We start from the raw sequence: 14640 nt of genomic DNA, 5'->3' as shown, positions 1-14640 counted from the left end.
GCCCGCGCATCCGACGCCGCCCCGGGAGGATTGGCGCGCTGTCTGGCAGACGGAGAGCTCGCCGGAATATGGCGTTGGTGCCGGAATGCATGCGATTTTGACGGGAGTGGAAGTGATCGAATTGTTTCGCCGGGTGAATGTCTCATTGCAGGCGTACTCGAACCATGGAGCCGCGATGCCGTGGTCGCTAGGTTGATCTTGTTCGCCCGAGAATCGGGTGACACTTCACAGAGAATGGGGAGAGCCTCATGTCCGTGGTAACCGTGGATATCGCGCAGCAAGTTGTCGGCTCCGTAGCCGGCCAGGACAGCCACCCGGCGCACCGGGAGGTCGTGGTGCCGTCCTACATCCCGACCATCGAGGAGACGATCAAGGCGAGCGGCGCCCACTGCCAGGGAACCTGCGCGAGCGTCGTCGCGGATTCCAACTGCTTCTGAGTCGGATTCCGACCCGGCCGGCGAGTGCGGTGCCGACTTCGGCGTCGGTGCCACGACCGGGATCGGTGAAGTCCTCGATCGAAAGGCCCATCGGGTGCGCCTGAAGCGTGCTGACCTGCGCGTCCCCGATGCTCAAGCCGACCTGTACCTGGTCGGCTTGGGCATCGGGGGCTTCGACCGCCGGAGTGTCGAAGCCGACCGGATCCTGCGTGACTCCCGCAGGATCCTCCATCTCACCGCCTACGACTCCGACCTGCGGCTGCGCTACGACGGCGAGGTGACCGACCTGGAGCAGGTCTACGCCGCCGATCCCAATCCGGGCCAGGTCTACCACGCGATGGCCGCCCGGGTGCTGGAGGCCGCTGCCGAGGGGCGCGGTCACGGGCCGGTCAGCTTTCTGACCTATGGTCATCCCCTCTTCCTGGTCGACACCGGCTGGCTGCTGCAGGAGGCGGCCCAGCGCCACGGGCTGACGGTCAAGGCCGTGCCCGCGACGTCCTTCCTGGACACCCTGCTGATCGATGTGGGAGCCCGCTTCGACTATGCCGTTCAGGTGTACGACGCCAACGCCTTCTACCTGCACTCGGTCGCGCCGGACACCCGTTTCCCGCTCGTCCTCTCCCAGTTCGGTTCCTTCGGCACCGACCGGCTCCGCGACCGCGAGGACCTGTACGGTCGGCTGTCGCCGCTCACGGCACGGCTTCGCGATCTGTACCCGGCGGATCGCGCGGTCGCCGCCGTGCTGTCGGCCTGGCGCTCCGACATGGCCCCGCAGATCAGCCACGCCACCGTCGGTGAGCTCGACAGCCTGGTGTCCAGCAGTCACAGCGGGATGACGCTGTACATCGGGGGGAGCGAGCCGTGGACGTTGCCCCGCACGCACTGGAACGACTGAGCCGGCTGCGGCTGGACTTCTGGGGAACGACGGTCGACGTGCTGCTGCAGAATTCTGCGGACCTGGCTCATTTCGACTACTACTTCCAGGATCACCGGCGCACGGGAACGTCCGGTCGCGCAGATTTCGAGATCGCTTTCACGGCAGAATCGAAGGCCTTTACGGACGGTTCTGCGGATGCCCTGCGAAGCATATTTCTACGCACTCCAGAATTCGACTGGTCCTGTTACGAGAAATACCGCGGGGCGGCGAGAAAGCCGAGCCCGCTCCCACCGTTCCCGTTCCCGCCGTTGAGCAGCACGGTCCGCACCGTGCACGCCAGTGCGGCGAGCGCACCGTGGGCTCCGGACCAGGCGGTGCTGCTGCACGGGCCGTCCCTGGCGGGCAAGTCGGTGCTGCTGCTGGAACTGCTCCGGACCGGCTGGGGCTTCGTCAGCGACGACACCGTGCCGATCGAGCGGGAACGGCGGCTGCTCTCCTACCGCCGGCCCATCGGGGTGCGGGAGCGCACGCTCGGCGTCCACCCGTGGTTGCGTCCCTTCCTGGCCGCGGCGCCTTCCTTTCGGACACCGACCGGAACCACCTGGGCGGTGCACCCCGCCGCTCTGCCGGTTCGACGGGCCCCGCAGCGGACCGAATGGTCCTGGACCGTCGTGCTCAGCCCCGCGGCCGAGTTCGAACTCCACCGCATCGGCGAGCACAGCTGGCGGCTCGCCTTCGACCCGGCCCGACACGCCCGACAGGCGGTGGCGGAGCTCTCCACCACCCTGAACGCAAGCACCGGGACCTGAGACATGGATCTTCCCTTGACGGACCTCTACTTCGACTTCTACGACGTGATCACCCGGCTGCGCTGCCACTCCGCCGATACCACCGAGGCGCTGTTCTACTTCGGCGGACAGCGAGTCGAACCCGCTGCGCCGGAGCGGACCGAGGTCGTGGTGACATTGAGCTGCCCGGAATGGCCCGAGCGCGGATTCTTCACCAGCCTGCTGCGGAAGGACGGCCTGACCAAGCGGATCGAGGTGGACCGAAGGACCGAGGACGGCTGGCACCGTGAAGTCGACCACACGTTCACCGACTGGTCCGAAGTCCCCTCCCCGCTTCCGCCGTTCCGGTACTCGCGCCTCTGGGAGCGCCTGGCCGTCGGCCCGGGCACCTGTCTGGAACTGGCTGACGGCACCGGGGTGCTGCTGACCGGGGACAACTACATCGGCAAGACCTCGGCCGCACTCGTGCTCTGTTCGCGGGGTGCCCGACTGGTCAGCGACAGCCTCGCCGTGCTCGACGTGGACAGCGGCAGTTTCCTGCGCCACGACAGCCCGCTGGGCTTCCGCCGCGGGGGGCGGCGCCACCATCTGGCCCGGATCCTGGACGGCGAGCACCGCGAAACGGTCTCCCCCGACACCGGTCTGGTGCTGCTGGCCCGCTCTGAACGGTTCCTCGGGAGGCCCAACCTCGACCAGACCAACGTGAGGCACCTGGTACGGCTGGTCCCGTCGGAACAGGCCTCGACGGGGCCGGCCGATCGGCGGACCGACCCCGCTGTCTGGTTCTCCGGAGCGAGCCGCCACCGGATCTCCGAGCAACTGCCCGAGCGCACGCTCGTGGTGGGCATACCTGACGGAGCCGGGCCGGAACAGGTCGCCGACCTGATCGAGGCACGGCTGGCGGCCACCGAGGCACTGGACCCGGCGTGCTGAGCGTGGACCGGGTCTCCAAGCAGTACCCGGGCAATCCCGCGCCGGCCCTGGAGAAGGCCTCACTGGATCTCGAAGCCGGCGAGCTGGTCGCACTCATCGGCCACAACGGAGCAGGGAAGTCAACGCTCTTCGACATCGTCGCCGGTCTGCGCCGGCCCGACTCGGGAACCGTGCGCCGGGACGTCCCGGTCGCCGAGTTCGGCTGGTGCCCGCAACGCGAAGTGATCGACTGGTCCTTGACGGTCAGCCAGAACATCGAGCTCGGTCTGGCACTTCGCCGCGGCACCTTGCGCGGCGTGCGACGAGCGGCAACCGAGATCGCCGAGATCCTGAACCTGGGGCCGGTACTGCACCGCCAGGCGCAGACCCTGTCCGGCGGCGAGCTCAGGCGCTGCCAGATCGCCCGGGCCATCGCCGGACGCCCGCGCCTCATGCTGCTCGACGAGCCCACCACCGGTCTCGACCCCGACGCCGTGCGACAGGTCTTCGACTACCTCCAGGACAGTGCCCGGGCCGGCGGAGCCGTGCTCGTGAGCACCCACGAGACCTCGCGGTTCTCCGGCTACTGCACCCGGGTGGTCGCCATTCACCGCGGCCGGATCCTCGCAGACCGGCCCACCGCCGCCTTCCTGCGCGCCGCACCGGGATCCGAGGACCTGTGGACCGCCTACCAGGCACTGACCGAGACGGAGACCCCATGACCCGCGCCCGCCCACTGATCGCGGTGCGGTTCCATCTCGCCTCACTGTGGAACTGGCGCCAGGTCTACTACGGCCGCATCATCGAACCGGTCGCCTACCTGCTCTTCCTGGCCGCAGGCGTCAGCGGCGCGGTAGGCGCTTCGGGCAGCGGCACGGCCCACCACTACCTGGCATTCGTCCTGCCGGGCATGCTGGCCATGCTGGCCTTCCGATCGGGCACCGCCGCCGTCTCGGACGTGTCGAACGACCGCAAATGGGGAGTCTTCGCCTTCTACCGGATGTACGGCGGCGGCACCACGGGCTACCTGCTGAGCGTGCTGATCGTGCTCGGCGGCGTCTTCCTGCTCCAACTGCTGGTGGTGATCGGCCTTGCCGCACCGCTCGGCGCGCTGTCGGGCCTGTCCGGCCGAGGACTCCTGCTCACCGTGGCAGGCTCGCTGCTGGTGGACGCCGGCTGGGTGCTGGCCGGAGCCGCCGTGGCCGCCCGGGTCCAATCGTACGCAACGCGGGACTTCGTGGTGACCCTGACCGCCCTTCCGGTGGTACTGGCCGCGCCGCTGTTCTACCCGCTCGACACGGCGCCCGGCTATCTGCGTTTCGTGGCCCGGCTGGACCCGCTCACGTACCAGGTCGACTGGCTGCGCTCGACCTGGGCGGGCTCCGCCGCGGACCTGCTCTGGGCCGCGCTCTGGACACTGGGCACCGGGGCACTGGCCGTGCTCGCCCTGCGCGCAGCCGACCACCTGACCACCGAGCGCTGAAACCCCCTGCCCCACGAAACCGAAACGGTCCGTCGATGAAGATCTCCGTACTCGACCTGTGCCCGGTCTTCGAGCACCAGGGCCCGGCCGCCGCCCTCCGGGGCTCCATCGAGCTGGCCCGGAAGGCCGAGGAGTTCGGTGCGGCCAGGTACCTGGTGGCCGAGCACCACGCCAACCCGGCCTCTGCGGCCACCGCCCCCGAAGTCCTGATCTCGGCGATCGCCAACGAGACCTCCACACTGCGAGTCGGTGCCGGCGGCATCATGCTGCCCAACCACGCGCCCTTCCGAGTCGCCGAGAGCTTCCGCGCACTGGCGCGCCTCCACGGGCCACGGATCGAGCTCGGCGTCGTGCGTGCGCTCGCCGGTCGGCCGGCGCTCGGCCTGGCGCTGCGCGGCACCACACCGTCAGCCGAACCGGAGCGGTTCCGCCGTCAGATCGCCGAACTGGTCGGCCACCTCGACGACATGTCCGCCGCCGCCGAGGCCCCGATCCCGGTCCGCGTCCTGGGATCGAGCCCGCCAGTGGCGCAGCTGGCAGCCGAACTGGGGCTGCCCTACGGTTTCGCAGGACACCTGAGCCTGCGCGGGGCACGACAGGCGGCCGACACCTACCGCCGGCACTACCGGCCTTCACCCGGTCACCCCGAACCCGACCTGCTGCTCAGCCTCGGTGTCTACCTGTCCGACGACCCGGGCCGGGCCGCCGCACTGGCCCGCGTCCCGGCCACCGCGCTCCTGCACGCCCGGCAGGGACGTCCCTCGCCCCTTCCCACGGTGCCGCAGGCCGCCGAAACGCAACCGACCGGGCCAGAGCAGGAACTGCTGCGCCGCCGGCTCACGGACTGGCTGGTCGGCGACCGGCAGACCGCGGTGGCGCGTCTGTGCGATCTGGCGACCGAGCTCGCGGCGACCGAGATCTGCGCGGTCACCAGCATCGCCGACCCCGACGAGCGGGCCCACTCCTACCGGCTGCTGGCGGCCGCCGCCCGCTCGGTCCAAACACCCGGCGCAGTACCGCAGGGGCCTGAGCCGACACGATGAGCATGCCCGGCACCGCACGCGGCCCGGGACGGCGGCCGGGGACGACGAGGCCCCGCGACGCCGTTCGACGCCACCACACCGTGGCCCACGCCGGTGCCACCCCGAGGGAGTCCGGCCCCGGGCGGTGAGGACGACGAGGACGGCCCCGACGACGCGGATGCCGTGGACGCCGGCTTCGGGCTGTTCGACGCGGCCGAGAAGGCGCAGCAGTGGTGATCCCGAGAGGGTGTCGGCGAGGGCGCGCGGCGCGGGGTAGCCGATCACCGCGTCCGAGACGAGCACCGTCTCGTGGAGCAGGCGCACCGTGAACTCGCGCGCCCGCGGTCTCGGGTGCCCGGTCGAAGGCCTCGTCGGCGATGTGCTCGACGCGGTGTCCGTGGGCGACGACCGCGGCCAGGTGGCGCGGGGAGACGCCGGGGTGCGGCGAGTCCGGCACGCGCACCAGGGCGCGCGCCCGCCGGCGCTCGGCGGCGGCGCGGGCCGGTGGCCGCCGCGGCCGCTGCGGCCGCTGCGACCTGCGGATTCGACGGAATGTGACGTGGACGCGTGCGTGTGCTGCGGGGGCGTTTCGTGTTCGTGTCCACGTGCCCTGATCCCTGGTGCCGGGTGTCGCTCGTACACATACTGGTCTCTGCGCGATCGTGCGACCACCCCTTGGACAGAGGAAGTTCCACCCGCATGCCCAATTCCCCCAGACCCAGCGCTCCCCGGCCGTACCCGTCGCATCCGGCGGGGAGGTGGCGTCCGTGCTCCGGTACGTGACACGCAGCGCGGCGGGGTGGCTGCTGGTGATCGCCGCGGCCACCAACGCCACCTACTTCCTGGCCAGTTGGTTCCTCGACCCGCGCTCGAACTTCAAGGAGCTGCGCCCCGTCCGCACCGAGGACCAGATCTCCCGGGCCCTGGCCCCGTACAACCTCGACCCGCACGAGCCGCTGCTGCACCGCTGGTGGGACTGGCTGAGCGGGGTCGTCCTGCGCTTCGACTGGGGCCGCTCCCCGGTCGGGGTGCGGGTGAACGGGGAGATCGGCCACCGCTCCCTGGTCAGCGCCGAGTTGGTGATCGGCGCGACGGTCCTGTCCGTCGTCGTCGGGGTCGCGCTCGCGGTCCACACCGCCTCGCGCCAGTACGGCCGGCGCGACCGGGCCGCCCAGGCCCTGTCCGTGGCGCTGTTCAACGTCCCGGTGTCCATCGCCGCCCTCGCCCTGGTGCTGCTGGCCATCCGGCTGAACGAGCAGGCGGGCTGGCACTTCCTGTACGTCGCGGGCGAGAACTCGCCCGGCGTGGAAGGGTTCTGGGCGACGGTCGGCGACCGGCTGCTGCACCTGATCCTGCCGACACTGACGCTCACCCTGACGGGCTATGTGGGCTACCACCTCACCCAGCGCTCGCTGCTGCTGGACGTCATCGGCTCCGACTTCGTGCGCACCGCCCGGGCCACCGGGCTCACCCGCGCCCAGGCGATCCGCCGGCACGCCCTGCGCACCGCGCTGATCCCCACGGCCCAGTCCGTGGCCTTCAGCATCCCGGCGGTGTTCACCGGCGCGGTCCTCACGGAGACGATCTTCGGTTGGAACGGCATGGGCCAGTACTTCATCCAGACCATCAGCAAGAACGACGTGCACGGCACCGTGGCGATCGCCGCCTTCGCCGCCACCCTGACGGCGGTCGGCGCGATCCTCGCGGACATCGCCACCGTCCTCCTCGACCCGAGGGTGCGGGTGAGCTGAGATGAGCACCCCTGTGACCCCCGTGAGCCCCGATGTGACCCCTGTGGGTCCCGACGCGGGCACCGAAGGCGTCCTGGCCGCCGATCATGACAAGCACGACGGGCACGACGGCCGTTACCTGGGCCGGCGCCGCCTCTACCTGCGCCGCTTCCTGCGCAACCGGACCGCCGTCGCCGGTGTGGTGATCTTCCTGCTGCTCGTGCTGTTCAGCGCGCTCGGCGGCCTGTTCACCCCGTACGGCTACGCGGACACCGACTTCTCCGCCCTCACCCAGGCCCCGAGCGCCGAGCACTGGTTCGGCACCAACCAGGGCGGCAACGACGTCTACGCCGCCGCCGTGCACGGCCTCCAGCGCTCACTGGTGATCGCGGTCACCGTCTCCCTGCTGACCGTCGCCCTCGCCGCGGTCGTGGGCGCGGGCGCCGCCTATGTCGGTGGCCGGGTGGAGAAGGCGACCCTCGCCCTCATCCACTTCCTGCTGGTCGTGCCGTCCTTCCTCGTCCTCGCCCTGGTCTCGCACCGGCTGGCGGGCGACTGGCGGGTCCTCGTCCTCGTCCTGACGGTGTTCGGCTGGATGTCCACCGCCCGCGTGGTCTGGTCGGTGTCGACGTCCCTGCGCGAGCGCGACTACGTACGCGCCGCGGAGTACATGGGCGTGCGCCCCCTGCACATCGTGGTGCGCCACATCATCCCCAACCTGGGCTCCCTGCTCATCGTCAACCTCACCCTGGGCGTGGTCTCCACCGTGCTCAGCGAGACCGCCCTGTCCTTCCTCGGCTTCGGCGTCCAGACCCCCGACGTGTCGCTGGGCACGATGCTCGCCGACGGCGCGGGCACCATCACCAGCGCCCCCTGGCTCTTCGCCTTCCCCGCCGGGCTGACCGTGCTGCTCACCGTCTCGATGACCTTCGTCGGCGACGGCCTGCGCGACGCCCTCGACCCCACCTCCACCACCGGCGCGGCAGGAGGCCGACGATGACCCTCGCACCCGCCCGCCGCACCGGGCCCGCGGCCGAACCCGCCGGCCCCGCGCCCGTCCTGTCCGTCCGCGGCCTGCGCGTCTCCTTCCCCTCCGAGGCCGGACCGGTCGAGGCCGTGCGCGGCGTCGACTTCGACCTCCTGCCCGGACGCACCCTGGGGATCGTCGGCGAGTCCGGCTCCGGCAAGTCCGCCACCGCCCTCGCCGTCATGGGCCTGCTGCCGCCGACCGCCCGGCTCGGCGGCCGGATCCTGCTGGGCGGGCGCGACCTGGCCGCGATGGACGACAAGGAGCTCTCCCGGGTGCGCGGCAAGGACATCGGCATGGTCTTCCAGGACCCGATGTCCGCGCTCACCCCCATCTTCAGCGTCGGCCGGCTGCTCTCCGACGCCCTGCGCGTGCACCGGGAACTGTCCGGGAAGGACGCCTGGGAACAGGCGGTGGAGCTGCTCGACCTGGTCGGCATCCCCGATCCGCGCGAACGCGCCAAGGCGTTCCCGCACGAGTTCTCCGGCGGCATGCGCCAACGTGTCGTCATCGCCCTGGCCATCGCCCACCGGCCCTCGGTGCTCATCGCCGACGAGCCCACCACGGCGCTCGACGTCACCGTCCAGGCCCAGATCCTCGACGTCCTGCGCCTGGCCCAGCGCGAGACCGGTGCCGGTCTCGTCCTGATCACCCACGACCTGGGCGTGGTCGCCGGCCACGCCGACGACGTCGCCGTCATGTACGCCGGACGGATCGTCGAGCACACCGGCGTCGACGAGCTCTTCCGCCGCCCGACGATGCCCTACACCGCCCGCCTGCTGGCCAGCGTCCCGACCGTGGACAGCGGCGTCCGCCGGCCCCTGGTCCCGGTCGGCGGGGAGCCGCCGTCCCTGGTCGCCCTGCCCGGCGGCTGCCCCTTCGCGCCCCGCTGCGCGGTGGCCCTGGACGTGTGCCGGAGCACCGAACCGGACCTGGCCGCACCGGCCGGGCGAACCGGCCGCGCCGCCTGCCACCGCGCGCGGGAGATCGCCGACGGCGGCCTCGACCCGGCCGGGCAGGCCGTCCCCGTCCCCGCAGCACCGGCCGGCTCCGGAGCACCGACCGACTCCGTATCACCGGCCGGCTCCGGAGAGCGGAGGGCCGGCGAGGTGGTCCTGCGCGTCGAGGACCTCGTCAAGACGTTCCCGATCACCAAGGGGGCCCTGCTCAAACGCCGGGTGGGGACCCTGCACGCCGTCAACCACGTCAGCTTCGAACTGCGCGCCGGCGAAACCCTGGGCCTGGTGGGGGAATCCGGCAGCGGCAAGACCACCACGCTGCGCGAGGTGCTGCGGCTGCGCGCCCCCGAGGGCGGCCGCATCGAAGTGGCCGGCACCGACGTCGCCACGCTCCGCTCGGCGGCCCGGGTGAACGAGCTGCGGCGCGACATCCAGATCGTCCTCCAGGACCCGACGGACGCCCTGGACCCCCGGCTGACCGTCTTCGACCTGCTGGCCGAACCGCTCCGGGCCGCCGGCGCCGACCGGGCGGCCATCCGCTCCCGGGTCCCCCGGCTGCTGGACCTGGTGGGCCTGGAACGCGCCACGGGCGACCGCTTCCCCGCCGCCCTGTCCGGCGGCCAGCGCCAGCGCGTCGGCATCGCCCGCGCCCTGGCCCGCGAGCCGAAACTGCTGGCCCTGGACGAACCGCTGTCCGCCCTGGACGTCTCCGTGCAGGCCGAGATCGTCAACCTGCTCGCCCGGCTGAAGCGCGAACTGGGCCTGGCCTACCTCGTGGTGGCCCACGACCTGGCCGTGGTGCGCTACGTCTCCGACCGCATCGCGGTGATGTACCTCGGCCACATCGTCGAGTCCGGCGCCACCGAGGAGATCTTCGCCCGGCCCCGGCACCCCTACACCCGGGCCCTGCTGTCGGCGATACCCGTCCCCGACCCGCAGCGCGAGCGCCACCGCGAACGCGTCGTCCTCGCGGGCGAACAGCCCAGCGCCGCCCGGCTGCCCGAGGGCTGCGTGTTCGTCGACCGCTGCCCGCTGTACCGCGAGGCCGGCGAGGCCGTACGCGCGCGCTGCCGCACCGAACGGCCGGCGACCGTCGCCGCCCCGGACGGCTCCGACCACCGGTACGCCTGCCACGCGGTCTGACCCCGCCCCCGTTCTTCCCCGTCTCACCGAATCCCACCAAGGACACCCCATGCGTCGGAAGCTCGCCCTGCCCCTCTCGCTCGCCGCGGCCGTCTCGGTCGCCGCCACCGCCTGCTCCTCCCCGTCCCCCTCCGGCGGCTCCACCGGCGCCTCCCCCGGGCAGGACGCCAAGAACGCCGCCAAGGTCGCGTCCTCGGTCACCGACTACAACCCGCAGCCGTACGAGAACATCAAGGACGGCGGCACCTACACCAGCGCGGGCACCTTCGACGAACAGGGCAACCCCTTCAACGTCAACGCCACCCTGACCGCCACGAGGGTCTGGTCCTGGTACAACGCCGACGCCATCACCTACTCGCCCACCGGCGAGGTCCAGTACAACCCGGACTACTACAGCGACGTGAAGGTCTCCGTCGAGGGCGGCGACCAGAAGGTCGTCATCACCCTCAACCCCCAGGCCACGTTCAACGACGGCACCCCGATCGACTGGCGGGCCATCGAGGCCACCTGGAAGGCCAACAACGGCTCGGACAAGGCCTACGCGGCCTCCTCCACCGACGGCTACGACCGCATCACCTCCGTCACCCGGGGCGCGGACGACAAGCAGGCGGTCATCGCCTTCCAGGGCGTCAACCCCGCCTGGTCCGCCCTGTTCACCACCTTCCTGCACCCCCAGGCCGCCACCGTCGACAACTTCAACACGGCGTACGTCAAGACGGCCCACCCCGAGTGGGGCACCGGACCGTACACCGTGGGCACCTGGGACTCCCAGTCCGGCAACATCACCTTCGTACGCAACCCCAACTGGTGGGGCCGCAAGGGAAAGCTCGACAAGCGCGTCTACGTCAACCTGGAGAGCGCCGCCTCGGTCAACGCCTTCAAGAACGGCGAAATCGACTACGCCCCCGTCGGGACCGCGGAGACCCTCAAGCAGGTGAGGACGGCCAAGGACGCCGAAATCCGCAGCGGCGGCAGCCCCTTCGAAATCTCGCTGCACCTCAACACCAAGTCCCCGCTCCTCGGCGACCTCCAGGTCCGCAAGGCGGTGCAGGAGAGCATCGACCGCGCGCAGATAGCGAAGATCCGGTTCCAGGGCCTCGACTACACCGAACCGCTGCCCGGCTCGGCGGTGCTCTACAGCTTCCAGCAGGGCTACCAGGACAACGTCGCCGCCGTGCTGAAGTACGACCCCGAGGAGGCCCGGAAGACCCTGGACGCGGCCGGCTGGCAGCCCGGGGCCGACGGCATCCGCACCAAGGACGGCAGGACGCTCGAACTCGGCTACACCCTGCTCGGCGACGACCCCATCGAGAAGGCCACCGTCGGCGCGTTCACCGCGATGCTCAAGGCCGTCGGCGTGAAGGTGAACGTCAACAAGGTCTCCGAGAACGACTTCTCCAAGGTGATCAGCGACCGCCGCTTCGACCTGTTCATCTCCGGCAACCGCACGACGGACCCCTTCGGCGCACGGTCCCTGTGCGACTTCTACTGCTCGGACCGCGACTCCAACATCACCGGATCCGGCACCCCCGAACTGGACAAGGAGATCCGCGCCACCGGAGAAATCGCCGACCTCGACCGGCAGATCGCGGCCGCCAACGAGGTCGAGCAGAAGGCCCTCCAGCAGTACGCCCTGCTGCCGCTCTTCAGCGGCCCCTCCACCTTCGGCATCCGCAAGGGCCTCGCCAACGTCGGCGCCGCCATCTTCCACAGCCCGCTGCCCGAGACCATCGGCTGGCAGAAGTAGCAGCACCGCCGGCAGCCGGGGCGATCGACTCCCCGTACCGTCGGGAGACCCACGGCGCGCGTCGGACGCGCGCTCGCCGAAGGACGGCTCCCCGGGCCGCCGTTCGGCGGAGCATCACCCGATCCGGCCGCCGGTGACGGTCTCGGCGTGCCGGTGGAGCGCGTCCAGGAGCACGGCCTGGTGGTCGGTCAGCTTCCCGTCGGTGCGGGCCCCCGCCTGCTTGCGCAGCCAGGTCCCGGGCCGGAAAGTCGGGTCCGCCTCACCGCCGGTTCGGTTCGCCGGGCCGTCCAGGGTGCCGCCGGCGGCGAGGTAGGCGAGCAAGCGGCGGTACGACCTGTTCCAGTCCGGCTCCAGGCGCCACAGCTCGTCCAGGCCGTCGAGCTTGGCCACCTGGTCGGTGGTGAGGCCCGCGGCCCTGCGCTGGCGGCGCATCCACGCGCCCACCGCGTAGTCGTCCAGCTTCGCGGTGGCGGGGATCGCGAGGTGTCCGTGCTGCTGGTGGAACGCCTTCGCGTAGGCGTGGCCGCGTTCCCAGGCGTTGGCGTTCTTCGACCAGATCATGCCGAGCGCGTCCAGCTCCGAGACGCGGGCGGGGTCGAGCAGGTGCCGGCCGTTGAGGTGGCGCTGGCGGGTGAGCCAGGAGATCAGCTCGGCGTGCTCGGTCTTGTCGGTGGGGTCGAGGTGGCCGTGCTGGAGGTGGAAGACCTCCGCGACGGCGTGCATGCGCTGCCACTCGACCGCCCTGGGGTTGAACGCCCGCAGCTTGACGGTCTGGAGGATCCGGGCCGCCTGGTGCCGGGCGTTGATCTTGAGCCACTCGATCGGCGACTCCACCGGGGCCGGCTGCTGCTCGGCTTCCCCGGCCTCGCCCTCGGCCGGCTTGGCCGCGGTCATGTGCGAGGTGCCCTGCGAGCGGTGGGCGCGCAGTTCGGTGATCCGGCCGACCACCCGGGTGTCGTGCGCGGCCAGGGCACGCAGGACCCGCCAGATCGTGCGGAAGGAGGACGCTTCGATCTCGGCGTCGGCCTCGGCCTTCACTGCCTCGCCGGCATCGTGGACCTCGGACGGGTCGGCGGCCGCCGTGTCGTCGCCCACCTCAGGGGTGGGGAGGTAGACCGGAATGATGATCCAGGAGACCTTGCCCTGACGGTAGGATTGGCGTAGCGCCCGACCGACGGCCTGGACGATGTCAATGACCGACGACTTCGGATCCGAAAAGACGATTGAGTCCACGCTTCTGACGTCGATCCCCTCGGTCAGGAGCCGGCTGTTGCAGAGGATGCCGCACTCCTCGCCGTCCTCGCCGGTGTGGGCCTTGAACTCGGTGAACGCGGCCCGGCGGTCCTTGAGACGGTCGGTGCCGGCCACCGCCTTCGCCCAGATCCGCTCCGGGCGCTCCGCATCGGGCAGCAGCTCCGAGGCCTCCAGCAGGGTGCCCGCGAACTCCCGCGCCCCGGCCACCCGGGAATGGAACGTGATCACGCGGCGCAGGCCGAGGTCGGCGACCGCGCGCAGCACCGCGATCTGCAACGCGAGGCGCAGCAGTTCCTCGTTGGTGCGCTGGGAGCGCAGGTCCGCGACGGCGGGGAGGTTGAGGAGCTCGCGCAGGTCCTCGTCCGTCACCACCGGCACGAGCACGCGGTAGTCGGCGAGGTAGCCGTGCTCGATGCCCTGCCCTAGCGTCCAGGTGAAGCAGGTCTTGCCGTAAATGCTCTCGTCGTCCATCGAGCAGAACGCCGGGAGAGACTGGCCGTCGGCGTCGACGAGGTCGGCCAGGCCGTCCTTCGCCCGCCGGTCGTCCGCGATCCTGGGCGTGGCGGTGAAGTACAGGCGCCGGTGGGCGGGGACCTGGGCGTCGTTGTGGACCGCGGCCCACGCCTTCCCCTCCGAACCGGCCGTGCGGTGCGCCTCGTCGATGACCACGAGGTCCCACTCGGGCAGGCCGAAGTCGCGGTGGGCCTGGACGATGCGCTCCAGCGAGGCATAGGTGGCGTACACGGTGACCGGCTGGTTGTCGGGGGCGCCGTTGACCAGGTCGGTGAGCCGGGCCGCCTGCGTGGTCACCTCGGCGTGGATCCGGCCGCCGGCCTCTGCGCTCTCCAGCGCCTCCTCCCGCGAACAGGCCGCGACGGCCAGGCCGCGGCGCCCGCCCCGCAGCGACCACGCTTCGGCGGTCTGCTCCAGCAGCTCGATCGTCGGCACCAGCAGCAGCACCCGGCCCCGAGCGGCCAGGCGGCGGGCGCAGCCGGCCGCGATCAGGGTCTTGCCGGAGCCGGTCGCCGCGACGACGGTGGCGCGGCCGCCGTCCTTCACCTCGCGCACCGCAGCCGCCACCGCGTCCTTCTGGAACCCGTGCAGCGGCAGCGGGTTCACGGTGGCGGTGCCGGAGGGCTGCGCCGGGACCGGCTGAACGGCCGCGGCGTGGAACGCGGCCGGCACGTCGGCCTCGGTGGCGGTGGTGGTCTCCACGGCGGTGTTTCTCCTTCGTCGGCCGGGCGGTGCGGGAAGGTGGTCG

General features: G+C 71.4%; 13 protein-coding genes. 12 read left to right on the top strand and 1 reads right to left on the bottom strand.

All coding sequences use genetic code 11. The features are described 5' to 3' along the window. Positions 1–254: 254 nt before the first annotated feature. The 12 genes from ACWD4P_RS20830 to ACWD4P_RS20775 all read left to right on the top strand — a co-directional run bounded on the left by ACWD4P_RS20830 (position 255) and on the right by ACWD4P_RS20775 (position 12125). Entirely contained in the window at positions 255–437 is a 183-nt protein-coding gene (locus ACWD4P_RS20830; RefSeq protein ID WP_359825121.1) for a hypothetical protein, read from the top strand. Between the two features lie 94 nt (positions 438–531). Next, complete coding sequence (locus ACWD4P_RS20825) at positions 532–1332, top strand: SAM-dependent methyltransferase (protein ID WP_359825123.1); 801 nt, start codon at positions 532–534, stop codon at positions 1330–1332. After that, complete coding sequence (locus tag ACWD4P_RS20820) at positions 1299–2123, top strand: hypothetical protein (protein ID WP_449780546.1); 825 nt, start codon at positions 1299–1301, stop codon at positions 2121–2123. The genes ACWD4P_RS20825 and ACWD4P_RS20820 overlap by 34 nt, the downstream gene beginning before the upstream one ends. Positions 2124–2126: 3 nt before the next feature. After that, positions 2127–3035, top strand: coding sequence for a hypothetical protein (locus ACWD4P_RS20815; RefSeq protein ID WP_359825128.1), 909 nt, complete (start codon positions 2127–2129; stop codon positions 3033–3035). After that, positions 3029–3736: an ABC transporter ATP-binding protein gene (locus ACWD4P_RS20810; RefSeq protein WP_359825130.1), complete on the top strand. Its 708-nt coding sequence runs from the start codon at positions 3029–3031 to the stop codon at positions 3734–3736. The genes ACWD4P_RS20815 and ACWD4P_RS20810 overlap by 7 nt, the downstream gene beginning before the upstream one ends. Continuing rightward, positions 3733–4497, top strand: coding sequence for an ABC transporter permease (locus ACWD4P_RS20805; protein WP_359825133.1), 765 nt, complete (start codon positions 3733–3735; stop codon positions 4495–4497). Before ACWD4P_RS20810 ends, ACWD4P_RS20805 begins: the two co-directional genes overlap by 4 nt. A 35-nt stretch (positions 4498–4532) precedes the next feature. Continuing rightward, complete coding sequence (locus ACWD4P_RS20800; RefSeq protein WP_449780545.1) at positions 4533–5540, top strand: MsnO8 family LLM class oxidoreductase; 1008 nt, start codon at positions 4533–4535, stop codon at positions 5538–5540. A gap of 93 nt (positions 5541–5633) precedes the next feature. Beyond that, positions 5634–5756 carry a hypothetical protein gene (locus tag ACWD4P_RS20795; RefSeq protein ID WP_359825137.1) on the top strand — a complete coding sequence of 41 codons (123 nt, stop codon included), beginning with the start codon at positions 5634–5636 and terminating at the stop codon, positions 5754–5756. Positions 5757–6286: 530 nt separating this feature from the next. Then, positions 6287–7270, top strand: a complete 984-nt coding sequence (locus ACWD4P_RS20790) for an ABC transporter permease (protein ID WP_449780544.1) — start codon at positions 6287–6289, stop codon at positions 7268–7270. A 118-nt stretch (positions 7271–7388) separates the two neighbouring features. Beyond that, complete coding sequence (locus ACWD4P_RS20785) at positions 7389–8249, top strand: ABC transporter permease (RefSeq protein WP_449780564.1); 861 nt, start codon at positions 7389–7391, stop codon at positions 8247–8249. After that, complete coding sequence (locus ACWD4P_RS20780) at positions 8246–10378, top strand: dipeptide ABC transporter ATP-binding protein (RefSeq protein WP_449780543.1); 2133 nt, start codon at positions 8246–8248, stop codon at positions 10376–10378. Before ACWD4P_RS20785 ends, ACWD4P_RS20780 begins: the two co-directional genes overlap by 4 nt. A gap of 49 nt (positions 10379–10427) precedes the next feature. Beyond that, positions 10428–12125, top strand: coding sequence for an ABC transporter family substrate-binding protein (locus ACWD4P_RS20775; protein ID WP_449780542.1), 1698 nt, complete (start codon positions 10428–10430; stop codon positions 12123–12125). Positions 12126–12239: 114 nt separating this feature from the next. Here the strand turns inward: ACWD4P_RS20775 and ACWD4P_RS20770 are convergent, their stop codons facing one another. Then, complete coding sequence (locus tag ACWD4P_RS20770) at positions 12240–14594, bottom strand: Helicase associated domain protein (RefSeq protein ID WP_449780541.1); 2355 nt, start codon at positions 14592–14594, stop codon at positions 12240–12242. Positions 14595–14640 lie beyond the last annotated feature (46 nt).

The organism is Kitasatospora sp. NPDC002543 (assembly GCF_053594915.1).
Note: the sequence above shows the minus strand (reverse complement) of the source record. Positions and strands in the feature narration are given on the sequence as shown.

What these genes read in the sequence shown, in the direction of transcription:
- ACWD4P_RS20815 (WP_359825128.1), top strand. Translation starts at nt 2,127, where the DNA reads ATGGATCTTCCCTTGACGGACCTCTACTTCGACTTCTACGACGTGATC.
- ACWD4P_RS20805 (WP_359825133.1), top strand. Translation starts at nt 3,733, where the DNA reads ATGACCCGCGCCCGCCCACTGATCGCGGTGCGGTTCCATCTCGCCTCA.
- ACWD4P_RS20800 (WP_449780545.1), top strand. Translation starts at nt 4,533, where the DNA reads ATGAAGATCTCCGTACTCGACCTGTGCCCGGTCTTCGAGCACCAGGGC.
- ACWD4P_RS20780 (WP_449780543.1), top strand. Translation starts at nt 8,246, where the DNA reads ATGACCCTCGCACCCGCCCGCCGCACCGGGCCCGCGGCCGAACCCGCC.
- ACWD4P_RS20775 (WP_449780542.1), top strand. Translation starts at nt 10,428, where the DNA reads ATGCGTCGGAAGCTCGCCCTGCCCCTCTCGCTCGCCGCGGCCGTCTCG.